Genomic DNA, 25994 nt, shown 5'->3' with positions numbered 1-25994 from the left:
TTTTAATTGATTCGTTTTTAAAACTAAAGGTAAAGTATTCATACTCATATCAGGCCATTTCTTATGGCATAACAGCCTAACCCATAAACCCTCATTCACGTGCGTTTCATTTCATCTTTGTCAAAACCCAATTTTTTACTTTGGTATTAATCTGAAGATTCGAAGAACATAGACTGGGAAATTCACACTTTAACATTATTTTTGCAGGAAAAATCACTAAATGGAAATTAAACAAATCAATCAGCCAGTCAGTATCCTTAGTAGTTTTATAGCAGAGATGCGTGATGTAGAGGTGCAGACTGATCCACTGCGATTTCGCCGTAATTTGGAACGCATTGGTGAAATTTTTGCTTATGAAATTAGTAAAACCCTTACTTACCAACCCAAAGAAATCACAACACCTCTTGGAAAAGCCACAGAATGGTTTCCACAGGAGAAACTGGTGGTAACGTCCATTCTACGTGCCGGTGTCCCTCTACATAACGGGATACTTAACTATTTCGACCGAGCAGAAAATGGTTTTGTTTCAGCCTTCAGAAAATATACGGTTAACGGTGAATTCGACATTCATATTGAATACATATCAGCACCCGATTTAACAGGGAAAACGGTTATCATGGCTGATCCCATGTTGGCTACCGGATCCTCTCTTGAACTGGCCTACAAGGCCATTATGGCGAACGGAAAACCAAAGCATGTTCATTTAGTGAGCATTATTGCAAGCCAGGCAGGTGTTGATTATATATCCAGCATTTTAGAAGAAGAACCGGTGACTTTATGGGTGGCTGCCGTTGACGATGAACTAAATTCCAAATCGTACATTGTACCTGGTATTGGTGATGCTGGCGATTTGGCTTATGGCCCCAAACTTTAAACTACTTTATAAACCTCGCTGTTGTCGGGACATTGAGCCAATAAGGTAGAAATACTTTTTTTCTGTACCGGATGAATAAAATCGGCCTTCCATTCAGTTAGAGGTAATAAAGTAAAGCGTCGAAGATGAAGACGCGGATGAGGTATTTCCAAATCAGGATTATGAATTACCTTATTTTCAATAAATAAAATATCTATATCAATAATACGACCATCATAATGGGTGGTCGTCTTTTTTTTGCGGCCCAATTTTTTTTCAATAAGCTGAGTTTGAGATAATATTTCCATTGGCGACAAAAAACTCACCGATTCCAGGGCCTGATTTAAAAACCAATCAGGATGTTCAAATCCCCATGGCGGGCTGGTATAGAGGGCCGACAAATAAACAACTTTTCCTATAGTTTTATCAATCAATTGAACAGCCTCCTTAAAAGCGCGCCTGGTCCCTTTTTCATTTCCGCCTAATAACAATGTTATTTTTGCCATCTAAATCATTTTTCCGGGATTAATATATATTTTTTTTGCAAATTTGTATACCCTGAAAATATCTTTACCTAATTATTATATCCATTCAGAAACCGTTTAATTGTTTTGGAAATGAAAAAATTTCTTAAGTACACTTTGGCAGTCATCGTTGGATCCTTTGTGACGATTGGAATCCTTATGCTTGCTTTTTTTATTATGATAGGCATTTTTGCGGCCTCTAGTCAGAAAGAAATATCCGTAAAAGATAATTCTGTATTAGTGATAAAACTCGATGGCCCCATAGTTGAACGAAAAATCTCAGATCCAATATCGGACGCCATTGCTGAAATATTAGGCGAGCCATCCCCTATTGGTCTCAACCAAATTCTATCTTCCATTAAAAAGGCTCAACGCGACGACCGCATAAAAGGTATTTATCTCGAGTCGGGAACTGTGTTAGCCGGTTATGCTACTGTTGAAGAAATTAGAAATGCTTTGCTTGACTTTAAAAATTCGGGAAAATTCATTATAAGCTATGCCCCGGTTTACACTCAAAAATCCTATTATCTGGCTTCTGTTGCCGACAAAGTCTACTTATCTCCCGGTGGCATGCTAGAATTCAAGGGAATTAGTTCACATCGAACATTTTTTAAAAACACTCTTGAAAAACTAGGAATAGAAATGCAGGTGTTTCGTCACGGAGAATTTAAATCGGCCGTAGAACCCTACACTCGAACCGACATGAGTAAACCCGCCCGGATGCAAACCCTCACCTATACTCTTTCAATTTGGAATCATTTACTATCCAAAATAAATGATTCACGGGGATTAAGTGCTGAAAAGCTTAATGTAATAGCTGATCAGGTACCTATGTTCAAAGATGAGACATTTCTGATGCAAACAGGACTAATTGATGGATTAAAGTACAAGGACCAGGTCATCAATGAACTTAAAGATTCTACCAATACCGACTATTCAAAAGATATCAACAGCATTGAAATTAAGAAATATGCTGATGTTTATGTCCCTGACGATAAAAAAGGAATTTCAAAAAATAAAATTGCGGTTATATATGCCGAAGGTGTAATAGATGGCACGGATTCATCAGAAGGGATAATTTCGGAAGATTTGTCCAGAACTATCAGACAAGCACGAAGAGATACTACAATTAAAGCAGTTGTACTGAGGATTAACTCGCCGGGTGGCTCTGCTTTGGGTTCTGAAATCATATGGCGTGAAGTAAAACTAACTTCCGAAACTAAACCTCTGATTGTTTCCATGAGCGACCTTGCCGCTTCTGGTGGTTATTACATTGCCTGTGCCGCCGATACTATTGTCGCTCACCCTAATACGCTAACAGGCTCTATCGGTGTCTTTGGATTGATCCCCAACGTCAAAGGCCTGTTTAACAAAATAGGGATTACTACCGACAGAGTTAAAACCAATAAATATGCAGATTTGCCGTCCATTGATCGTCCTTTTACCTCTGATGAAAAAGAACTTTTACAGGCTTTTGTTGAAAACTCTTACAATACTTTCATTGATCGCTGTGCAGAAGGACGAAACACCACAAAGGAAAAAATTGATGAAATAGGACAAGGACGTGTTTGGAGCGGGAAAGATGCAATAGACATCAATCTTGTAGACCTTTTAGGCGGCCTGGACGATGCCATTGAAATTGCCGCAAAAAACGCCAACATTACCGATGATTACAGAATAGTAGAACTACCGGAAGAATTGACTCCATTTGAACAATTTGTGAAAAGTATGGGTGGCAATGTAAAGACCCGTATTATGAGTTTATTTTGGAAGAATAACGACTATGCGAAAATTCTTCAAATCATCAACAACGTTGAAAATAATTATCCTATTCAGGCTCGTATCCCATACGATATATCATTAAATTAAAAAAAGAGGGTGCCTGATTCAGACAGCAACTAACAAGTGCATTGGCCTGTGCTACATAAGGAAAATCAAGTTGCTATAGCGGGGCACCCTTTGAAACTTTTTTCGTTTATGCGATGGACTCTTCGATTATTTCTGTATCCATTTTCAGTTATATTTTGCCTCATTGCCAGAATTAGAAATCTTTTTTACGATAAAGGAATTTTTAAAAGCATTTCGTATCCTATCCCTCTAATTTCAGTCGGTAATATAACGGTTGGGGGAACCGGCAAAACCCCTATGACAGAATATCTTATTAGGTATCTAATACCACACTATCGTTGCGCACTTTTAAGTAGAGGATACGGAAGAAAAACCAAAGGACCGTTGGAAGCCACTACCGACAGCACCTCACTGACGGTAGGCGATGAACCATTGCAATTGAAACTTAAGTTCCCCGAACTAAAAGTAATTGTTGCCGAAAAACGTGTTTCAGGCATGGACATTTTATTGAATAACTCTACCCCTCCTGAAATAGTAATTTTAGATGATGCTTTTCAACATAGAGCTATTAACCCTGGTCTCTCCATTCTTGTAACTGATTATTTTCGGCCACTATATAACGACTTTTGTTTGCCCGCCGGCAATCTTCGAGAACCCTTAACAGGTTTAAAGCGGGCCAATATAGTCATTGTAAACAAATGTCCTTCTAACCTTTCGTCGGACCAAGCCAAGAAAATAAAAGAAAAAATGGGCATAAAACCGCCTGTTAAAATTTTTTTCAGCAGCATAGTTTATCTTAAACCCAAACCACTTACAGAACTTGGGCAACCTTTGCCTGCCAATCAATCCCAATGGCCCGAAAAACCATCCATTATAGCAATATCAGGAATTGGTAATCCCAAACCTTTTCTTTCAGAGACAAATAACTTCGGAAAAATAATTAAAACCATCACTTATCCGGATCACCATGATTTCACCAATCGAGATTTAAAAAATTTATTTCTTGCCTTGAACCAAGCAGATTCTAATACTATTATTTTAACCACAGAGAAAGATGCAGTACGTTTAAAACAGAAACCTTTAAATGCTTTATTGCAAAGTAAAATTTGGTATATTCCAATTAAATTAACCATTTTGTTTAATCAAGAAGACCTTTTTCTGAAAACTATTGACTCATATGTTAAAGGAAATTAGAGAAACAGCCAATTATTTAAAAGAGCATTATGCACCCAATGCTCAAACATGCATCATTTTAGGAACCGGACTTGGCGGATTAGTTAACGAAATAGAGATCCGCGCCACAATCGACTATCAGGATATACCCAACTTCCCCGTTTCAACCGTTGAGGGACATAAAGGGAGACTTATCTTCGGAGAAATCAGTAACACCGAGGTAATAGCTCTTCAGGGTCGGTTTCATTATTATGAAGGATACACTATGAAACAAGTAACTTTCCCTATTAGAGTCATGCAATTACTTGGAATAAAAAACCTGATAGTATCCAATGCCAGTGGGGGGTTAAACCCTGACTTTAAAATTGGTGATTTAATGGTAATTACAGATCATATTAACATGTTCGGGGATAATCCCCTGATAGGAAAAAATATTGAAGAATTAGGTCCTCGATTCCCAGACATGAGTCAACCTTATAGCAGGGAACTCATAGACAAAGCATTTTTTATTGCACAAAAACTTGGAATTACGCTCAAAAAAGGGGTATATGTAGGAACCTCAGGTCCTACTTTTGAAACACCTGCCGAATACAAATTTTTCAGAACGATAGGAGGCGATGCTGTTGGTATGTCTACTGTTCCGGAAGTAATAGCAGCCTGTCATGGAGGCATTACTTGCTTTGGAATTAGCATTATTACCGATTCGGGTGTTCCGGGACAAATAGTAGAAATTACTCACGAAGAGGTACAAAAGGTGGCAGCTACAGCTGAACCTAATATGACTAAAATAATTAAAGAGCTAGTCGATTCATTGTAATTATGAAAGGGGAAATCACACAGGGAGAAAAATGTTCAATCTGTATGGTTTCCCCTGATAATGGAATTAAAAATATTACTATTCAGCATCAATAATGGGATAAAGAAAATCGTTAAACGGAAAGCGGGTAACATGAATTTTTACTACCTCCTGATAAAGAATTTTCCTAAATTCCTCAAAATTATTTTTCTCCTTGGCTGAAATAAAAATGCTTCTCCCATTTTTTGCCATCCAGGTATTTTTTAAATCATCCAGCGAATAATTTTCGCGAGTAACAGGTGTTAAATCATCTTCCTCCTTCTGAACATAGGTAAATGCATCTATCTTATTAAAAACCATAATAACAGGTTTTTCTCTTTCATCAATTTCATGCAAGGTTTGATTAACCACCTCTATCTGTTTTTCAAACCCGGGATGAGAAATATCCACCACATGTAATAAAATATCTGCTTCTCTCACTTCATCTAGGGTTGATTTAAATGATTCCACAAGATGGTGAGGAAGTTTACGAATAAAACCAACTGTATCGGCCAACAAAAAAGGTAAATTACCAATTACCACTTTTCTTACAGTGGTGTCAAGGGTTGCAAATAACTTATTCTCGGCAAAAACATTACTTTTGGTCAATGCATTCATGATGGTACTTTTACCAACATTAGTATAACCAACCAACGCAACCCGCACCAATTTACCTCTGTTTTTACGCTGAGTTGACTTTTGCCGGTCAATTTTCTGCAGGTCAGCTTTCAATTTGGCTATTTTATCTCTAATGATTCTCCGGTCGGTTTCAATTTCTTTTTCTCCTGGGCCACGCATTCCAATACCACCACGTTGACGCTCCAAATGGGTCCACATCCGTGTTAGTCGGGGTAATAAATATTGATATTGTGCCAGTTCAACCTGTGTTTTGGCATGAGCAGTACGGGCTCTTTTAGCAAAAATGTCCAAAATAAGATTGGTTCTATCCAAAATCCGGCGTCGCAATGCCTCTTCCAGATTTTTTAACTGCGATGGTGTCAGTTCATCATCAAAAATAACAGCATTAACATCTTCATGTATTTTGACATAGGCTACTATTTCCTCCAACTTACCCCGTCCCACAAAAAAACGTTTATCAGGCATGGGCAACGATTGCACAAATCTGCAAACCGGCTTAGCACCCGCTGTTTCGGCCAAAAAAGCCAACTCATCCAGATATTCATTTACCTCGTTTTCACTAGCTTGAGGAGTTCGAACTGCCACCAATACTACTTTTTCAATTTCTTTTGCTGTTGAAATCAGATCGTTCATCAGTATAATATATGATTTGTTTTTTTCTAATATATAACTTATTGAGTGGTTCTTTTTAATCCCGAGTCAAACCTTCTATTCAAATTTAATTGAGCTCATATTGAAGCCTAAAGGTTCGACTTGAGCCTAACCGAATGAGAAGACCACATTTCCCGCAAAACATGAAATTAATAAATTCCACTGCGGCAGTTGCACTTCTTTTTCAAATATTTATGGCAAAACTTTTTGCCAAACTTTTTTCATTAATATTAGTGTGTTTTTTACTTTAAAATATTATTAAGCAGTATTCTCTTCCTTTTTTCCAAGATATGAAACACATTGTTTCATTAAAAGAACAAAAGTAATGGATTTTAGCTGATTAACAACAGACTGAATAAGGCGACCTTAATATAAAAAACAAGGCTGTCTTTCCAGACAGCCCTGCTTTCAATACTATTAAAATTTTAAGATTCTACTGCAAAACAAAGTTTATGGGTACCGTATAGGAAACCCTCACGGCTTTACCCCGTTGTTTTCCAGGTTTCCACTTGGGCATACTTCTCACCACTCTCAACGCTTCTTTATCGAGACTTGGGTCTACCCCCCTGGCGATTTCCACATCGGTAATAGATCCGTCGGTATTCACAACAAACTTTACATAAACACGCCCCTGAATACCATTTTCCTGGGCGATAACCGGATACTCAATATTACTTGCTAAGAATTTATGAAGTGCTTGTTCTCCACCCGGAAATTCCGGCATTTCTTCAACAATAAAGAAAACCGGGGCATCTTCTTCCTCCTCCTCCGTCGTCATATCAGTAAAATCAACTTCCGTATCCTCAGTAGCTTCTGTATCCTGAATGATCAGTTCCTCTTCAAGTTCTACATCATCTTCTACAATATTTAAAATGTCTGTCACTTTTGGGGGGGGCGGTGGTGGTGGGGGTTTTACTTCATCCTGGCGAGTGATCGGAATGATCTCCTCTTCAACTTCCTCTTCCTCTATTTTCAAGCCTTCGTTGACTTTTGTTTCTTGAGTTGTCCACTCGAAGGCAATGAAAACCAGAGAAAGCACCACAACAAGACCGATTTGCATAAAAACGGTCTTCTTGTTTTCCAAATCTGCTTTGGGCGACTTCTTTACTTCCATAAAAATCGAATTTTGGTGCCTAAATTAATGACTGTAAACGGTTTTCAATATTTTTAAATAGAATCTATTCGACAAAACATGCCGAATGGGACGTTAAAAATAGGATTTTATTACCAATTCTACGCATTTTTCACGCTTCTTTTAAGACAAAATCTTTTCATCCATTCTAATAAACAATTTATTTATAAACATTTAAACAAGTTTCCCAATTTATATCCAATGCCTATTAATTTTTTATAATAATCTGTTGAGAAATTTCCCAATTTTCCTTTATATTTGCACAGCAAATCCAGGGGGTGTAGCTCAGATGGCTAGAGCGCATGACTGGCAGTCATGAGGTCAGGGGTTCGATTCCCCTCATCTCCACATAGCACTAATATAATAAAAACCGGGCAAAATGTCCGGTTTTTTTGCTTTATTTAAATTCATTTTCAAAAACTTTAACAACCGATCTTTCCGTTATGTGCGGGATACTGTAAATTTGTATTTTATATTAATTGCAAATCTCCTGGTAGCATTAAGCTTTAGAGAGCAAAACTCAATCGCAAAACCCAAAACTTTGATTTAGAGGCGGCTATAGGAGAAATCACGGAATCACAAAGAGCAATTGATCATTTATAAAAAATGACAGACAACTCTGGAAAAATCATTCGCAGTATCCGGCCTGGCAGGATTTTCCTTCCTGTTTTAATTGGTTTGTCGGTAACCGGATATCTCTTGTATCGAGAATTTGATCCACAAAGCTTCAGTCTTATCCGCTTTACCGGATGGTCTGTCTTTTGGCTGATTTTCTCTTTTACTTTAATGGCAATAAGAGATTTTGGCTACATGCTCAGAATCCGCATTTTAACTAATAAACAACTTACCTGGAAAAAAGCTTTTAATATTATAATGTTATGGGAGTTCACATCCGCAATAACTCCTTCTGCTATTGGTGGCACAAGTGTTGCCATTTTTTTCGTTAACAAAGAAGGGATCCGCGTTGGGCGCAGTACAGCAGTGGTAATGGTCACATCGTTTTTGGATGAATTATTTTTCATAGTCACTTTTCCTATTTTATTAATTTTATTGGGGAGTTCCGATATTTTTAGCCTTGATCCGGCCGCACAGGCGGTTCCTTGGCTTCAAAATAAATTCTTTTTATTAGCCATTGGGGGATATTCAATAAAATTTCTCTACACAATAGTTCTAAGCTATGGATTATTCGTAAATCCTAGGGGATTAAAATGGCTTTTGCTTATGATTTTTAAACTCCCAATAATTCGAAAATGGCGCCCACAGGCTAATGAATCGGGAACCGATCTAATACAAGCCTCCCAAGAATTTAAAGGTTGGCCATTCCAAAAATGGCTCAAAGCTTTTGGTGCAACTTTTTTTAGTTGGACAGCCAGATACTGGGTTGTCAATACACTTATTATAACTTTTTTTGGTATTAAATGGCTGGGATGGGAAGAACATTTACATGTTTTTGGCAAGCAATTGGTAATGTGGATAATGATGTTGATTAGTCCGACCCCCGGAGGCAGTGGTTTTGCAGAATATGTCTTCAAAGAATTTCTGGCTGCATTTATACCAATAGGAACAGGGGTTGCTATGGCCTTTTTCTGGCGACTTATTAGTTATTACCCTTACCTTTTTTTAGGCGCATTTATTGTACCTAAATGGATAAAAAAACATTTTATCAGTCATAAACACCCAAAGAATTCCCAATAATCAGCGAATTCCTTTTGACCAAAGTCTTTTTTTTTGTGACCAATTCCGTGAAGATATTTTCTTTACATCGTATCTTGCAACAGCATGCTTTAGCTTTTTAGTTATTGAGTGTTATTTGGTATCATTAAGAATATAACTTTTCCCCGAAGAAAGTTTGTAAGATACAATTTCATCAGTATAAAATTTATCTAATTCATTGGCCTGATGGAACTCGCATGACTTAAATTTATACATGTTCTTATTGTGACAAATCTTTTTAGTCATGCTTGTTTCATTTACTAATACTCATCACTCAACCCACTATCCAGTTAAGGAATAATTTTTTTAGGATCTAATCCGCAAATTATAAATGGATTTTATTTCCTAACTGGATTTGATTAACGCCCTATAAAATTTTTAAGTATTACGATTTACATTAAAATGGACTTGAAATAATAAAACCCGTTATTGAGATTTAACATCTCCATTTTTCGTAATTACAATATATTGAGAAACTTAATACAAACCTTTATGACTTTGCACTCTGACACTAAAATAAAAATACAAACATATGGCCTTACAAATAAACCTCGGTCAATAAGCCGGACAGAATATATACTAAAAATTGTATAATCCATTTAAACAAGTTACATAGTGAAAATTCAAAAAATAATCCTTCTTGTTATTTCAATCATTTTAATAGCTATTTTGACAGAATGCAAAAGGAACAAAAAAAGCGATACACTTTCGAAACAAGAGTTGGTAATCTACTGTGAAAACGGAATTCTGGCACCGGTTCGAGAATTCTCTGCTCAATTTGAAAAAGAAACCGGCATTAAAGTCAACATACAGAACGATTGTGCCAGAAATCTTTCCAACTTAATTTATTATCGAGGCGAGGCCGACATTTATATTCCCGACTGTCGATTGAGCATAGATAATATGTTAATGACAAACCCCGAAATAATAGAAGACTCGGCCGTTATTGGCTATCAAACTTTAATATTTATAATTTCACCAAGTAATCCAATAAATTTCGATGGTCAAATGGCGACACTTACTTCCGGTAAATTTGGCATTGAGTTGGCTAACCCTGAAACCAGTTCGTTAGGGCAAGCAACTGAAAAATTATTAAAACATCATAGCATCTATAATGAAATAATAAAATCGGTATTATCCCTTACAACCGACTCACGAGGTTTGTTTCGTAATATCGCATCCGGAAATTCACAGCTAGCTATCGATTGGGAATCGGACTATTTAAGCAACAGCAATGATTTTCAAATAATCGACACCGTCAAAATTCCCTCAAACGAAATTTATTATCAGGCAATCGCAGTAGTTTTAAAAGACGCTCCAAACAAAGAAAATGCCATGAAATTCATTAACCAACTTAAGACCCCTTCAGGTAAATTTTTTTTCGAAAAATATGGAATTACAGATATTCCCTTATCGCCAAATTAATTGTATATTTAATGACATCAAATTTTAAAAAAATATCCTTAGTTATTGAAATAAAATTGGAATGGAACAGGGTTAAAATTTCCAGATTTAATAAACCCTTTTTTGTTATATATATTTCACGATGAAAATTATTATTAATTATATAATTTAAGACATCATTGAATTGCGAAGGAAAACAGACAAAAATATCTTCAGGAAACTTTCCTTACCCTCTAACAAAGGATTGTTTAATGAACCAGTAATAAATAAACTTTATTTATTACTGGGCGTTTTTGTTTGCACTATAGCAGCTATTTTACTCATTGATAACTATTTTGATCGAACACACACTATTTATTACCAGGAAACCATTCGTAATCAGGAACAAAAACAAAGAATTGAAGGATTATTAAAAGAAAATTTACTACACATTAATCTTGATTTTAAATCTTACTCATCAGTAAATCATCCTCAACAATTAAGCAACATTCAAAGAGATATTCGCAATAGGATTACTCAATCAGTAAATATTCTTGAAAAATTAGACAAAGGAGGGGAAATTACTGTATATAAAGCTGTTAATCTGGAAGATCAGGACAGTATTAAGGAAGTAATTAAATATCGAAATGATCAATATACGGGAACGATACAGGAAATAAGAGACATCAATTCTTTGTTATACGAGTTACAATCATTATCTGCTAAAATAACGGGTTCTCTTGAAGGGGTATTGGCAACTGAAAATTCGCTCACACCGGCCACATTAGAAACCGTCAATTTTTATCAAAAACAAGCAGAAAGCATATTAACCCGAATTTATGAATTCGAAAATCAGATCTCATTTAAAATAAGTAAAACTATTTCAGCTCTTAACAAACGACATCATATAATTTTCGAAAAATATACTCGCCTTAAATATCTTAATCTTGTTGTTTTTACTTTACTTGCGGGCTTTATTACATTTCTAATCATCAATCAAATCCGGGTAGTACTGATAAATCGCCAAAAGGCTGAAGAAACAAATAAAAAACTTCTTAAAGCGGTTGAACAAAGTCCTGTTTCCATATTAATTACCAACACCCATGGCATAATTGAATACATCAACAAAACATTTGAAGAAAGAAATAATGTTTTGAAACAAGAACTTGAAGGGACTAGTCTTCATTACCTTCATTCTAAAAACAATGAGAATTTTTCAACATTGTTGCTTGAAACCATACAAGAAGGAAAATCATGGGAAGGAGAAATTCAGTCTCTGAACCCCAATGGAGATATTATTTGGGAAAAAGTGTCAATATCGCCAGTTTTTGGTGAAGAAAACACTATATCTAATTTTATTGCTATAAAGGAGGATGTAACAGAGAAAAGATTACTTACCCAGTCGCTAAAAGAATCTATCGAGGCCTTAAAAACCATTACAGAAAATCTTCCTGTAGGAATACTCATAACTGACAAAGAAAAAAAGATTCAAGAAATAAACCTAACTGCTGCCACTATAATGGGGTTTGATAACCTTAGTGATGCCATGGAGTTTGTAAAAAAGCGGAAATACCAACAATTGTTTCAAACCCTCAAAAAAGATCAATATACCGATGAAGCTGCAGGAGTTACCATTACTACTCTTGAAGAAAGACTTACTGTTGAAGAAAATAATATTTCGCGGACCATTCTTAAAAATATTATACCAGTAAAAGTTAACCATTCAGACATTATGCTGGAGGCATTCATGGACATCACGGCACAAAAAGAGATACAACGCCGTGAAAAAGAAGCCAATAAAGCAAAATCGGAATTTCTGGCTAACATGAGTCATGAAATCCGAACACCCATGAATGGCATAATTGGGGCGACAGAACTGTTAGGACAAACTCGCCTGAATCGTGATCAACAAAATATTCTCACCATTATTAGTCGTTCATGTGAAAATCTATTGAATATCATAAACGACATCCTTGACTTCTCAAAGATTGAGGCTGGCAAAATGAAAATTGAAAAATATCCTTTCGACTTGCGATCCACTGTGGATTATTTACTTGATCAGATGTCGTTTAGGAGTCACGAAAAAAACCTGGAATTAATGGCCTCAGTTGACGAATCAATCCCGTCTGTCCTAATTGGGGATGAAGGCCGACTCATTCAGGTAATCATCAATTTAATGGGGAATGCCGTTAAGTTTACCCAAGAAGGTGAAGTAATTCTAAAGGTAGACGTTGAACGTCAAGCAAGACAAGAAATCATCCTTCATTTTGCTATCGAAGATTCGGGTATTGGCATTCCGCCAGAAAAAATAGAAAAGATTTTTGAATCTTTCACTCAAGCCGATGGATCTACCACAAGAAAATTTGGTGGGACCGGACTCGGAACTAGCATTTCAAAAATGCTTGTAGAATTAATGGGCGGTAAAATATGGGTTGAAAGCCCAAATCCTAACTATGCGTGGTCAAAGGAAAATCCCGGATCAATTTTTCATTTTATTCTTCCTTTTACCTACGATAAAGGCAAATCAAATATTGCATTCAAGAACCCAAGAATGAAGGATTTGCGTGCCCTTATTGTTGACAATCATCGAACCAATTTATTACTCCTTAAAAAAATGTTTTACAATTGGGGTATTGCCACAGAAATTGTGAATGATGAAAAATCTGCTCTTGATAAAATTAATGATAATAGAAAGTTTAACATTGTCATTATCAATTCTCATATTATAAATTTAGACAATCCATCCATCATAAAAACCATAAAACAATATGCCCCCGACATTAAAGCAATTCTATTTTCATCACGAAAAATAGCATCTTTAGAAGGTTTTGATGTAATATTAGAAAAACCCATCAAACAAACTATCCTGTATAATACCATCAACCAACTATTTTTTGCCGATTCAAAAACGCAGAAAAGTAAACCGATTAATTCCTCTTCATCCTATCAAAACAAAAAGATATTGTTGGTAGAAGATAATCCCATTAATCAAAAAATAACGGAAAAGATGCTGGCCCGACTTGGGTTAACTGCAATCATTTCGTCAAATGGTGAAGAAGCGATTAATTTAATTCTCGAAAAAAAGGAAAACTTCGACTTAATATTGATGGATATTCAAATGCCTGTTCTTAATGGCTTAGATGCCACAAAAGCTTTGCGAAAATCAGGAATTTCCACACCCATCATTGCTATGACTGCAAACGTATTAAAGGGTGATAAAGAAAAATGCTTGGACGCCGGAATGAATGATTACATTGGAAAACCGGTTAAGCTTAATGATTTGCAGCACACAATCCAAAAATGGATATAAATTTTAATCAACCTATATGAATAATTTGTACGGCTATTGTAATGCCAATAAATACCCACAAGATAACTTCTTGCCAAATCTTTTTTGACATTTTATCTAGCCAAAATGCCAATATCATCGATGGTCCTATAGCAATCAACGGGGTTAACTCAACAGAAAAAAAAGGAGTAAGACAGGCACCAAATGTAAGTAAGGTTAGCCAGACCACAGACCGAAATAATTTCCTAGTAATGATTTTTTGTGTTGGTAAGAACCTAAACACATTTACTATACCCACCAATATAATACCCCCTAGGAAAAACAAATAAATCTGTGTACTTATATTATGACTAAGCTGACCAGTGCTCGATAATAAATTAAAAACAATAAACACCCCAAATTCCATAAACCTATCCACAAAAAAGAAATAACCGGCACTAAGTACAAACGGCAACAATACCCCCATTAAACTGGCCAAAAATGTCCTAATTGTCAGGACCCGTAATCCACCCATTACCACTAAAAGTAATGGATACAAATACAAGCCCTTTACATACACTAGAGAACCGATACCCACCAATAAAGCGCCATCAAAACTGCGTCCTTCCTTCCTTCCATGTATTACAATCCCCCAAATTCGTTCAATGGCTAGTAAAAAAAATAAATTGAACATCCAAACCACATTCAAACGCTGCACAACCAAAAAGCCACTTACCAATAATGCATACATTAATGCTGGCAAAACAGATGCACTACCCAACAATCCATGGCGACCAGCTAATCTGTTGATTGTAAAGGCCGTTAACAGCACCAAAACAAAAGAAAAAGCAGCAGCCAAATAGGCATTGTTCCCAAACAATGGACGAACCATCCATTCCCATAAAGGCATGGAAATCCCGTCAAAACTTATGGGGGCACTGCCATCAAAAAGAAAAACCCTAATCCAAAAAAGGAACAATATAAAAGGAACCAATATAAAAGCCAACAGGCTGTTGTTGTGCAGCGTCCTATATAGCATGTTCAAATTACTTTAAATCAAACCCAATGTCCTTACGGTAATATTTATTCTCAAAGTTTATAATCTTAGCATTTTTATAGGATTTTTCTAATGCCTCATCAATGGATTCACCAAGAGAAGTAATAGCTAAAACTCTACCTCCTGAAGTAACCACTCCATCTGAGATGGTTGTCCCGGCATGAAAAACAATACTGCCTTCTACGTGATCAAGTCTAAAAATGTTTTTACCTTTTTCATAGTTCCCGGGATATCCACCCGAAACCAACATAACGGTGGCTGCAGTTCTAGGATCCTGTTCCGAGACAATTTCCTTTAAATTACCTTCCGTAACAGCCTTGAATATCTCAACCAAATCGTTTTTCAATCGGGGAAGAACAACTTCGGCTTCAGGATCCCCCAAACGAACATTATATTCAATAACATAAGGATCTCCGTTGACATTTATTAGTCCAAAGAAAATAAATCCTTTATATAGTATACCTTCTTCTTTTAATCCCTCAATAGTAGGATGTATAATCCGTTCTTCTACTTTTTTCATAAAGGCCTCATCAGCAAAAGGGACAGGAGAAATGGCACCCATTCCACCAGTATTAAGCCCTGTATCTCCTTCTCCTATACGTTTATAATCTTTTGCCTCGGGCAGAAGAAGATAACTGTGCCCATCAGTAATGGCAAAAACCGACAACTCTATTCCCGACAGAAACTCTTCGATTAAAACAGTTTCACTAGCCTTCCCAAATTTGCCGCTCAACATTATCCGTAACTGAGAAAGGGCATCTTCAATATTTTCAACAATTATCACCCCTTTCCCCGCAGCCAAACCGTCGGCTTTAAGAACATAGGGCGGTTTCAATTTTTTTAAAAACCGCTCCCCTTCATCAATTGTGTCTAACGTTACAGCCAAATAACGGGCAGTTGGAATGTGGTGTGCCAGCATAAATTGTTTGGCATACTCCTTACTGCCTTCCAACATAGCTCCGCGTGATGTAGGGCCAATTACCGGAACACCGGACAATTGCGGGTCATTAAGAAAAAAATCACTTATTCCCTTCACTAACGGCACTTCAGGACCAACAACCACCATATCAATATGAAATTCTATTACAGCTTTTCGAATTTCCTCGAAATCATCTACCGCAATATCAAGATTTTGTCCTAACAAAGATGTCCCCGCATTACCGGGTGCTATAAACAATTGGTCAAGTAACGGACTGACACGCATTTTCCAGGCTAATGCATGTTCACGACCTCCTGAACCTAAAAGAAGAATATTCATGTTTTCAATTATTTGGATTTTAAAGAACTTAATATATCTGCTTGGTATCCACTTTTTTTAATCCAAGATAAAACCTTAGGAAGTGCTTCCTTTAAATTTGGCCACGCCTTTAGGGAATCATGAAAAACAATTAATGACCCCTGCCGCATCTTTGACAAAACATTATGGGTAACAATCTCAGGGTTAAGAGAACGGTCATAATCGCGGGACAAAACGTCCCACATAGCAATATTTAAATGGTATTTTTTGATAATTGGCACCCGCCAGGGAAAAATAATTCCATGCGGAGGACGATACCAACGAGCCGAAGAATTCAGCTCTAAAGACCTATTTAAATCTTCTTCAAACTCATATTTATTCATTTTGTGTGCCGGTTTGTGAAAAAAACCATGAATAGCCGTTTCATGACCTTCACCTTGTAATTGTGTATATATCCTGGGGTATTTTCTCACATTATCACCCACACAAAAAAAAGTGGCTTTAATATCATATTTTCCCAACAGTTTCAGTACCCATGGGGTAATACCAGGGACAGGTCCATCATCAAATGTGAGAAAAACTTTGCGTTCATTCACTTCTGCCCGCCACACAATATCTTTTTGAAACAACCTCCTCACCATTAGAGGAGGTTGAACAATATTATCGGATAAACTATTCAAAAAAACCGGCTTTTTGCAAGATAGAATCGTATTCATTGTTTAACTGTTCCAAGAGCTCTTCCCGGTCAAAAGTCTCTGCCACACGAATAATCTCCGCATAAATAGCCAGGTTGCGACGAATCTCTGACATTACCGAACTGCGCTTTGAAGGTGAAAGAGACATAAAGTAATCCAATTCCTGAAAATTCAGATTAGCCAGTCCCCATAATATTTCATCACCCTTTTCTTTCTTTTCAGCTTTATAATAACCTTCGCCCAGGAAAATAGAAAAATAATTATGTGGAACCCGTTCCGGAGGAATAACATCCAATGCCTTATCCAAAACTTTTAAACCCTTCTCTGTTTTTCCCTCATCTAACAATGCATTGGCTAGCCGAGCCATATTGTTTCTTATATTTATAGCCATTCTTTGATGATTCTCATCCAAATAAACTCGAGAATCTTTAAAATTCTCTAGATCGTAAACATTCATAAAATTGTGGAAGGCTTTCTCCGTATCCACCCGGCCGGTCATTCCATCTGAATTATTAACTTTAATTGGCACAATCCGATATCCAAACCCTTCAAGCTGGAAATAATCTTCCAGACCAACATAATTTTCTCCACCCACGGTTACAGCATAGAAAATTGACCGGTCCCAATTATTAGTAGCAAGCATATCAAGAACAACCATTTCATTTTTCATTATATAATCTTTGTTCTTTAAATCGATATGCATCACAGAATCTATTTGATGAGCATACTGCTCACTTACAAAGCCTTTTTGCACCAATTTAAGACTATCTGCTGCCAAAGTGAAAGTATTGGAAGGCAAATATTCAACTCTTCCACTGTATCCTGGAACCCGCTTAGTACGTTCGTTTTCACTCCTAAGAAACATCATTGCTTCCTTTAAATCAACATCCCCCTCTACCCGATTAATTAAAAATACCATATCACGTGTTCCGGTAACATATTGGTCATGTTCCAACGAAATGGGTAACGGATCCGATTCATATGATTTACGTTTCATTTGATCAATATACCAATCGGTTTGTAAATAACTTAAATTACAAACCCGAACATCCGTTCTTACCCCTTCTACTTCCTGAACATACCATAAGGGGAAGGTATCATTATCACCATTGGTAAAAATTATTCCATTTTCATCTATGGTATTCAGATAATTCTTAGCCAAATCACGTGCAACGGTTCTATGGGAACGGTCATGGTCATCCCAATTTTCAGCCGCCAATATTCCTGGAACCAAAATCAATGCAACTAATGAACTTAGTATTGTCGAGACTTTCCCGCCTAACAAACGTTTAAAGCCATCCACCATTGCCAGCACACCCAGACCAATCCAAATTGAAAAAGCATAGAAAGAACCGGCATAAGCATAATCCCTTTCCCGTGGCTGTAACGGTGTTTGATTCAGATATATTACAATTGCCAGGCCTGTAAAGAAAAACAAAAGCATAACAATCCAAAAACCCTGTTTCCCTTTTTTCCCGGAATTGTATTGAAATAGTAAACCCAAAATACCAAGTATAAAGGGAAGAAAATAATAGGTATTTCGTGCACGATTATTTTTTAAATGATCTGGTAATTTCGACTGATCGCCATACATGGCATTATCAATGAATGGTATTCCAGAAATCCAATTACCATAATGAATTTCTCCATTCCCCTGGATGTCGTTTTGGCGTCCAACAAAATTCCACATAAAATATCTCCAGTACATGTGTCTGACCTGGTAATTAAAAAAGAACCTCAAATTTTCCCAAAAAGTAGGCAATTGAATAGTTTGCGTATTTCCCTGACCATCAACTACAGTAACAGGCTGTCCTTTAATTCTTGCCCATCGTTTATACTCTTCTATATGAGAAGCCTGCCGGCTATACATTCTGGGGAAAAATGTGGTTGTTCGGTGATCAAACACATATTCGGGACGATATTGAACAATCTCGTAGCGACCATTTTTTTGAATTCTTATAGGAGAACCTTTTTTTGATTGGGAAGCTTCCCTATCCACAGGTGAATTATAATATTCTCCAAAAAATAATGGCCGATCACCATATTGCTCCCTATTCAAATAAGATATTAAAGAAAAAACATTGTCAGGAGAATTTTGATCCATTGTAGGCTCAGCAGCAGAACGAATCATGATCAGGGCAAACGAGGAATAGCCAAAGATAATAACCGTAATAGCAGTAAGAACCATATTCAAAATGACCTTTCCTCGCTTAAAGGAAACGTAGATACCATAAATCAATCCTGCCACCAATAAGATCAAATAAACAAACAAACCGGTATTAAAAGGAAGCCCCATACCATTAACAAAAGCCAACTCAAAAGCTCCTGCAATTTTTGGCACTCCGGGAATAATTCCATAAAGAATAAATAATAAAACAAAAGCAGATAAAGCCAATGCTTTAAAGGTATTTTTCCGATTTATTTCGAAATTTCGGAAATAGATGACCATGGCAATAGCTGGAATTGCCAGCAAATTAAGAAGATGAACTCCAATAGAAAGGCCCATTAAATAAGCTATGAGAATCAACCATCGGTTGGCATAAGGCTGGTCTGCAATATTTTCCCATTTTAAGATGGCCCAAAAAACTAAAGCTGTAAACAAACTTGACATTGCATAAACTTCCCCCTCCACAGCTGAAAACCAAAAAGTATCCGTAAATGTATAAGCCATAGCACCTACAAAACCACTCCCTAATACGGCCCAATATCTCCAACTTTCTGCATTTTCCTGATTATCTACAAAAATCTTTCGAGCCAGATGGGTAATGGTCCAAAACAAAAAGGCAATTGTTAATGCACTCGCCAGAGCTGACATGGAGTTGACCATCGCAGCAACATAGGTTTCATCTGGAGCAAATAGGGTAAAAAATCGGCCTAGAAGCATAAAAAATGGTGCTCCCGGAGGATGTCCCACCAATAATTTATACGAAGAAGCTATAAACTCTCCACAATCCCAAAAACTTGCAGTGGGTTCAATGGTTGACAAATAAACAAAGGCCGATATAAAAAAAGAGAACCAGCCTAATGCCAAATTGAATTTTTTGTAATTTTTCATCTGCATAATATATCTATACATTTGTGGCTTAATGGAAACCGCAAAATCTTTCAAACAAGCACCATACTAATTGGCTATTGGAAATTTTATACAAAAATCTCCTTCATAATTTTCCGGCATCTCTATTTTTCACATTAACAGGTAGGTTGCCAAAAATACATAAAAGTTAGAAATATCCCATAATTTAACTTTTCTCAATTCTTACCATTTTACTCTATTTTAAAGGTTACATAGAGAATTCATCTCAAGTTCAATTCGCGAAACCAGTTCGGTCATTCTAAGTTCTTTTGCAAGACCCCGAAGATCTATAAATAATTTGCAATACCTAGCCTTAATATCCCTTATTTCAAATCCGGAATAAACGAAATAATAAATGTCCTGAAGATTAACGTAAGTGATATTTCGAACCAGTTTTTGGGCTTCATCATTTTCACCACAATGGGTTAATAATTTAGCAACATCAACCATTAAACTCTGATCAATATATGGCGAATAAGGAAAATCTTTCAAACTTTTATTAAGTATACAGGAGGCTTGTTTTAAATGCCCCATTTTTAACAATTGATTTACATTTTCAAGAATGGCATTCCGATACCCGGCAGCGGCAAGTGCCTGACGACAGCTATTATCAAGCCAAGTCTCGGCAGACCTTGCCAATGATACACTATCCATTAATATTGAATACTGAACTAGTGCATGTTTTGAGTTTTCACTTACAACAGGATTATCAACAAGCCATACCAATCCATGACCTATAAAAAATTTATCAATTCCATGAAGCGATTTTCGGTCAACATTTCTTGTAAAGCAAATAGGTCTATTTTCTATATTAGATGCAATAATATCCGCTAAAGCCAAATTTCCTGCCGAAATATAACTTGATAAAATTTTCCAGTTCAATATATTCTTGTCCTTTAGCGACAAAACCCAATTGGAAGGAATTTCTCTAACAACTAATTTTGTTTTAGATGACGAATTCAATGATTTTAACTGCTCCAATGCTTGAACCCCTGTAACTGGCATAAGTTCTGATTGAGATATTTTGAAATAGTCAATCTGATGCCTCCAATAAAATTCTGATGGCAAATTCATATGAATTCCTGCCGAACCAATTTCAGCCCTTTTTAATTGCTCTAAATACCATGGCAAGCTTAACAACCCTATATTCACAATTCTTACATCAGTCCTAATCTCCTCAACATGTTGAGCATACCATAAAGGATAGGTATCATTATCGCCATATGTAAACAATATAGCATTGGGGGGGCAACTACGAAGCTGTGAAACAGCCAAATCGCGAGCCAAATAACGAGACGACCGATCATGATCATTTAAATTTACCGAAAATAAAAGGCCCGGTCCTGATAAGAATAATAATATCCCTAATAGTGAACAAGTAAATATAGATTCAAAAAGCTTATAGATTCCTTTTAACATTGCAAAAGCACCTATGCCTCCCAAAGATGCAATAACCATGATCGATGCCACATAAACATAATCTCTTTCCCTTGGTTCGAATGGTGGCTGATTGAGATACCATACTACAGCTGGTCCCGTTATCAAAAAAATGACTCCTAATACCACAACAATACGTTTCCTCCCTCTTCCTTCTCCAAACAAATACAATAGTCCTATCAACGCCATCAACATGGGAATCCCGTAATAATGATTGGCGGCTGCACTATACAACTCTTCAGCCAATGGATACTTCCTGTTCCCAAGGTGATATTTATCTACCCAATCCAATCCCGAAGCCCAATTCCCCGATAGCATATCGCCATGGCCCTGACTGTCGTTCTGTCGTCCCACAAAATTCCACAAAAGATATCTAAGAAAACTATGCCCCAATTGATAACGTAGAAAAAACGATATTTGGGAAGTAAAAGTTGGCTTTTGTTTTTGTGGATTTACCCCCGTCCACCATTGATATCCTTCCTCGTGCTGCGGCTGACGACTATAAATTCTGGGAAACCATACCATATCTTCAGAGCGAAAACGAAATCGAAGAACTGAAGCTACTTTTTCATATCTTCCCTTATCTACCTGATATACAAACTGACTGTCAGGTTCCCATGCAACAATTTCTGACCCGGCATGAGGTCCATACAACAAAGGACGATTCCCATACTGCGTCCGATTAATATATTCATTTAATGAAAAAATATTGTTTGGCGCATTCATATTAATTGGCGGATTGGCTTCTGCTCTTATTGGCACAAGGGCATATGAGAACCAACCCATTATTATCAACCCAGAAACCAAAAATGTAAAATGAATAACAGGATGTGTTCTGAAAGTTAACCAAATTCCACCGAAAAGAATTGCCACAATTCCAAACACATAAGCAATTAATCCGGAATGCTTTGGAAGTCCTAATCCATTAACCAACAATCGCTCTATATATTGCGCAGGCAACAATCCGTTTACGATTAATCCCCAGTAAAGAAATACCAGCAAAATAGATCCAATAACCAATCCTTGAATTGTATTAATTACCGAATGCCCTTTAAATTTCCAAATGAACAATATTACTAACACGGGAATCATTAAAAGATTTAGAAGATGGACACCTATCGACAGGCCCATTAGATAAACCCCCAGAAAAAAAAGTCTATGATTGTTTCTCTTACTGTTATACCATCTTAAAAACAACCATAGGGTTGCCATCGAAAAACAAAAAGAAGTGGCATATACCTCACTTTCGACCGCTGAATTCCAAAAGGTATCGGTAAAGGCAAACAATAACGAACCAATTATTGAGGCTACTTCAATAAAAAAAATATTACGTGGATTTGCCTCATCAACAAGCCATCCCAATAAAATCACAAGTATTTTATATAAAAGTAAGACAGCAATTGCCGACGATACCAACGATAATAAATTGATGCTTAAGGCTACCTGGGAAGTATCAGATGCAAACAAAGAAAATAAACGTGCCAATAATAAATAGAACGGAGCGCCAGGTGGATGTGGTACTTGCAAACGATAGGCCGATGCAATATATTCACCGCAATCCCAAAAACTCACTGTTGGTGCAACAGTGTAAGAATAAACAAACAAACTGATTCCCAGAACTATTGTTTCGGAAATATACCACTTCAAAAATGAGTTACGCAACTTCATTTATATAATCTTTTGACTGCTAATCTATTGCTATTTGAATTCAAAAACAAACCTACCAAAAACAAACTCATTAATTTTTTTTTGAAAAATATTTTTTGCGGATTCACCAAAAACATTCTATATTTGCATCGCTTTTAAGGAAAGGCAGTGATAATGTTTGTCCCGTGGTGTAATGGTAGCACAGGAGATTTTGGTTCTCTTAGTCTGGGTTCGAATCCTAGCGGGACAACTATGCGCTGATTTTCAGCACTTTAAGCCAGTTACTTAGCAAAAGTAGCTGGTTTTTTTCTACGAATTTTTCTACGAAAAGTTTAGAAAACTTTTAGGAATTTGGTCTTATTTCAGGAAAGGAAAAGAGTAGTTTTTTTCTGGTGAATGAAATAACCTGCCTTGATGTAAATCTGCTGGAACAAAAAAAGCTTATAAAGTTATTTTCTATACAGTTTGGCGCAAAAAATGTTCCACTTTACTACTTGTTAAACAATCTATTAGTAACTATTTAGGTGTTTAGGGGGGTTGATAGTGTAGATTTGCTTATCTGAATGAAACCGCAGCCGTTAGTCTAATTTTTAACACGGTGAGTTTTTAAGGGTAGCCTGTTAAATGTATCTTTCCCTAAAGATGTGGTTTAAAGAATCAATTTAAGCCTATTTTAAAGCATTTCTTTCCAAAGTAATATATTTATACTACTTCATACTTTAAACTCAAAATAAGGCTTTATTTCAATAAATATTAGTAGTTACTCATAAATATCTTTTCCTCTCCTGAAAATCTAAAAATATTCATACTGTTTTATAGAAACTTATCTTTCCCTTTCCTGAAACTAATCACAACCTATTCTATTTTCAGAAGGAATAAAGTAATATGTTTCTATGGTGATGCTTGGGGTAGTTGTTACATTTTTACCTAATATCTTTCTTTTAGGCACTTAAATTAAATTTTGTAACACCTATCATTTTTAAACAAATCATTATCAAGCCCTTAGCTGTTTTTAGCAATCTATTAGCAATTTTTATTGTTAAATAGGATGTTAGTAACTATTTAGGTGTTTTTGGGCAACCTGTTAGTAGTTTATAGTTATTCAGGAAATGAAAGGTTATATATTCATTCTTTTAGCCCAAAACTCTGCTAATAATTGTGCGTGTTCCTGTGGTGATACTTTTATGTACTTCAAAAAACTACTCTCTGATTTGTGGCCTGTAATTCTCATTATTGAATGCGATGGAAATCCAGCTTTGTATAAATTAGTAGCAAATGAACGTCTTGCCGTGTGTGTCTTAATTAGCTGCCATTTTTGATAAGTTTCAGCCTGTTTTTTACCTCCTTTAATAGTAGTTAGTGTAATAGTATCATTCAAACCTGCAAGCTTGCCAATTTCCTTTAAATACTGATTAGTCTTTTGGTTGCTTATGGCTGGTGGTAAATTGCCATTATATTTGGCTAATATCTTTTCTACTACTGAATGAAGTGGAATAATAACTCTATCACCTGTTTTTGACTGAACAATATTTATAAACCCGTCCTGTATCTTATCGGGTGTTATATTGGTTAAATCGCCAAATCTTAAACCTGTCCAGCATCCTACTAAAAACAAATCTCTAACCCTTTCTAAATATGGTTTATTTGATAAATCCAAGTCATCTAATTGCTTTAACTCGTTTTCGGTTAGTGCGATATTATCGGTATCTACTTGTATTTTAACAAACCTGTGACTTTTATAAGCTAAATTAGTGTTGATACCTTCCTCTGTGGCTTTGTTTAGAAATACCTTAAGATTCTTGATAAACTTACCGACTGTATTTGCTGAATAGTTCTTTTTCTGCAAGTATGCCACAAACTTTGAATAGAATTCTAAATTTATATCCTCAAAATCTAATTTAGTCCTTTTACTTCTGGAATACTCTTTCAGTAGATTAAAGGTTCTTATGTAGTCACCTATAACAATTTTATTTAGTGGCTTACCTGTACGTGGATTAATTGCGTTTTGTGATTGCTGAATAAAGTCCTCTATATACTCAAATAAAGATGTATTTGTTCTTTTTCTGGAAATAGTGGCTTTACCTACTGAATATTCAAACGGTTTGCCTTCAAAATAGCTATTTACAGCCTGTTTTAGCCATCCTTTACCTACTTCTGAATAACTAATAATCTTACTTAAATTATCCTCTAAATATCGTTTTAAGCCAATAAAAACAGCATTTTGTCCCTTCTGGTCGTATTGGGGTTTAATTAGTTGCTGCCTGTTTGACCAATGCGCAGGATTAACCTTTATTTTCGTTGAAACCCATTGGTCTAATTCTTTTGAGTGAAATAACCTAACATAAACGATTTTTTCAGTAGCTTTTTTACTCTTACTTAGCTGAAATTGAATAGTAGCCATTCTTAAAATTTTCTACGAAATTTTCTACGAAAAATTAACTTTTATAGCTACTATTGAGTTTCTGGCCTACTGAATTAACCACGCTTATTTGCCTGTTTATTAGATTGTTCCATAACATAGAGCTTTGGTTCTCTTAGTCTGGGTTCGAATCCTAGCGGGACAACCTAGAAAACCGCAACCTCATAATTTTTAAGAGGTTACGGTTTTTTTATTTATGAATTTGGACAAAAATTTATTATAAACTTCAAACAAAAGTTTTTAGAGTATTTTTCAATAAAAAACTTGCACAAATCAAAAACCTATTTTATATTTGAAGCGGGTTAGGGTTAAGGTTAATAATTTGAAAGGTCTGTCGGAATGCCGGCAGGCCTTTCTTTTTATATAAATCTATCGGTTTCTTCCACATTTAACTTGTAGTCACCATTAAA

The 25994-nt window shown here is 36.1% G+C and carries 16 protein-coding genes and 2 tRNA genes; 9 read left to right on the top strand and 9 right to left on the bottom strand.

Annotated elements, in window-relative coordinates; translation table 11 throughout:
- The first annotated feature begins 220 nt into the window (after positions 1–220).
- Positions 221–874, top strand: a complete 654-nt coding sequence (upp, locus tag BM130_RS04030) for a uracil phosphoribosyltransferase (RefSeq protein WP_010526718.1) — start codon at positions 221–223, stop codon at positions 872–874.
- Here the strand turns inward: upp and folK are convergent.
- Positions 871–1359, bottom strand: coding sequence for a 2-amino-4-hydroxy-6-hydroxymethyldihydropteridine diphosphokinase (folK, locus tag BM130_RS04025; RefSeq protein WP_010526719.1), 489 nt, complete (start codon positions 1357–1359; stop codon positions 871–873). The genes upp and folK overlap by 4 nt on opposite strands.
- A gap of 111 nt (positions 1360–1470) precedes the next feature.
- Between folK and sppA the strand changes: the two genes are divergently transcribed.
- The 3 genes from sppA (at position 1471) to BM130_RS04010 (ending at position 5215) form a co-directional block, all read left to right on the top strand.
- A complete protein-coding gene (gene sppA, locus BM130_RS04020) occupies positions 1471–3246 on the top strand; it encodes a signal peptide peptidase SppA (RefSeq protein ID WP_010526720.1) in 1776 nt (591 codons plus the stop codon).
- A gap of 108 nt (positions 3247–3354) precedes the next feature.
- Entirely contained in the window at positions 3355–4419 is a 1065-nt protein-coding gene (gene lpxK, locus BM130_RS04015) for a tetraacyldisaccharide 4'-kinase (protein WP_010526721.1), read from the top strand.
- Positions 4403–5215 carry a purine-nucleoside phosphorylase gene (locus BM130_RS04010; protein ID WP_010526722.1) on the top strand — a complete coding sequence of 271 codons (813 nt, stop codon included), beginning with the start codon at positions 4403–4405 and terminating at the stop codon, positions 5213–5215. The genes lpxK and BM130_RS04010 overlap by 17 nt, the downstream gene beginning before the upstream one ends.
- A 78-nt stretch (positions 5216–5293) precedes the next feature.
- Here BM130_RS04010 and hflX read toward each other — a convergent pair whose 3' ends face one another.
- Positions 5294–6505 carry a GTPase HflX gene (hflX, locus tag BM130_RS04005; RefSeq protein WP_010526723.1) on the bottom strand — a complete coding sequence of 404 codons (1212 nt, stop codon included), beginning with the start codon at positions 6503–6505 and terminating at the stop codon, positions 5294–5296.
- Positions 6506–6956: 451 nt separating this feature from the next.
- Entirely contained in the window at positions 6957–7637 is a 681-nt protein-coding gene (locus tag BM130_RS04000; protein WP_010526724.1) for an energy transducer TonB, read from the bottom strand.
- Positions 7638–7929: 292 nt separating this feature from the next.
- On the opposite strand from BM130_RS04000, the gene BM130_RS03995 reads away from it, so the two are divergent.
- The 4 genes from BM130_RS03995 to BM130_RS03980 all read left to right on the top strand — a co-directional run bounded on the left by BM130_RS03995 (position 7930) and on the right by BM130_RS03980 (position 14061).
- Positions 7930–8003, top strand: a tRNA-Ala gene (locus tag BM130_RS03995).
- A 258-nt stretch (positions 8004–8261) separates the two neighbouring features.
- Positions 8262–9350, top strand: coding sequence for a lysylphosphatidylglycerol synthase transmembrane domain-containing protein (locus tag BM130_RS03990; RefSeq protein WP_010526725.1), 1089 nt, complete (start codon positions 8262–8264; stop codon positions 9348–9350).
- Positions 9351–9983: 633 nt separating this feature from the next.
- Positions 9984–10793 carry a substrate-binding domain-containing protein gene (locus tag BM130_RS03985; RefSeq protein WP_010526726.1) on the top strand — a complete coding sequence of 270 codons (810 nt, stop codon included), beginning with the start codon at positions 9984–9986 and terminating at the stop codon, positions 10791–10793.
- Between the two features lie 163 nt (positions 10794–10956).
- Positions 10957–14061, top strand: a complete 3105-nt coding sequence (locus tag BM130_RS03980) for a hybrid sensor histidine kinase/response regulator (RefSeq protein WP_010526727.1) — start codon at positions 10957–10959, stop codon at positions 14059–14061.
- A 7-nt stretch (positions 14062–14068) separates the two neighbouring features.
- Here BM130_RS03980 and BM130_RS03975 read toward each other — a convergent pair whose 3' ends face one another.
- The 5 genes from BM130_RS03975 to BM130_RS03955 form a co-directional block, all read right to left on the bottom strand.
- Complete coding sequence (locus BM130_RS03975) at positions 14069–14929, bottom strand: LTA synthase family protein (protein WP_254771975.1); 861 nt, start codon at positions 14927–14929, stop codon at positions 14069–14071.
- A gap of 136 nt (positions 14930–15065) precedes the next feature.
- A complete protein-coding gene (purD, locus tag BM130_RS03970) occupies positions 15066–16334 on the bottom strand; it encodes a phosphoribosylamine--glycine ligase (protein ID WP_010526729.1) in 1269 nt (422 codons plus the stop codon).
- A gap of 8 nt (positions 16335–16342) precedes the next feature.
- Positions 16343–16993 carry a polysaccharide deacetylase family protein gene (locus BM130_RS03965; protein WP_010526730.1) on the bottom strand — a complete coding sequence of 217 codons (651 nt, stop codon included), beginning with the start codon at positions 16991–16993 and terminating at the stop codon, positions 16343–16345.
- Positions 16986–20063, bottom strand: a complete 3078-nt coding sequence (locus BM130_RS03960; RefSeq protein ID WP_029626498.1) for a glycosyltransferase family 117 protein — start codon at positions 20061–20063, stop codon at positions 16986–16988. Before BM130_RS03960 ends, BM130_RS03965 begins: the two co-directional genes overlap by 8 nt.
- A 219-nt stretch (positions 20064–20282) precedes the next feature.
- On the bottom strand, positions 20283–23186 hold the full coding sequence (locus BM130_RS03955) for a glycosyltransferase family 117 protein (protein WP_010526732.1): 2904 nt from the start codon (positions 23184–23186) through the stop codon (positions 20283–20285).
- A gap of 158 nt (positions 23187–23344) precedes the next feature.
- On the opposite strand from BM130_RS03955, the gene BM130_RS03950 reads away from it, so the two are divergent.
- Positions 23345–23415 (top strand) — tRNA-Gln (locus tag BM130_RS03950).
- Between the two features lie 867 nt (positions 23416–24282).
- Here BM130_RS03950 and BM130_RS03945 read toward each other — a convergent pair.
- Positions 24283–25566, bottom strand: a complete 1284-nt coding sequence (locus BM130_RS03945) for a site-specific integrase (RefSeq protein WP_010526733.1) — start codon at positions 25564–25566, stop codon at positions 24283–24285.
- Positions 25567–25994 lie beyond the last annotated feature (428 nt).

The sequence above is a fragment of the Thermophagus xiamenensis genome (assembly GCF_900112795.1).
Taxonomy (GTDB): domain Bacteria; phylum Bacteroidota; class Bacteroidia; order Bacteroidales; family Marinilabiliaceae; genus Thermophagus; species Thermophagus xiamenensis.
Note: the sequence above shows the minus strand (reverse complement) of the source record. Positions and strands in the feature narration are given on the sequence as shown.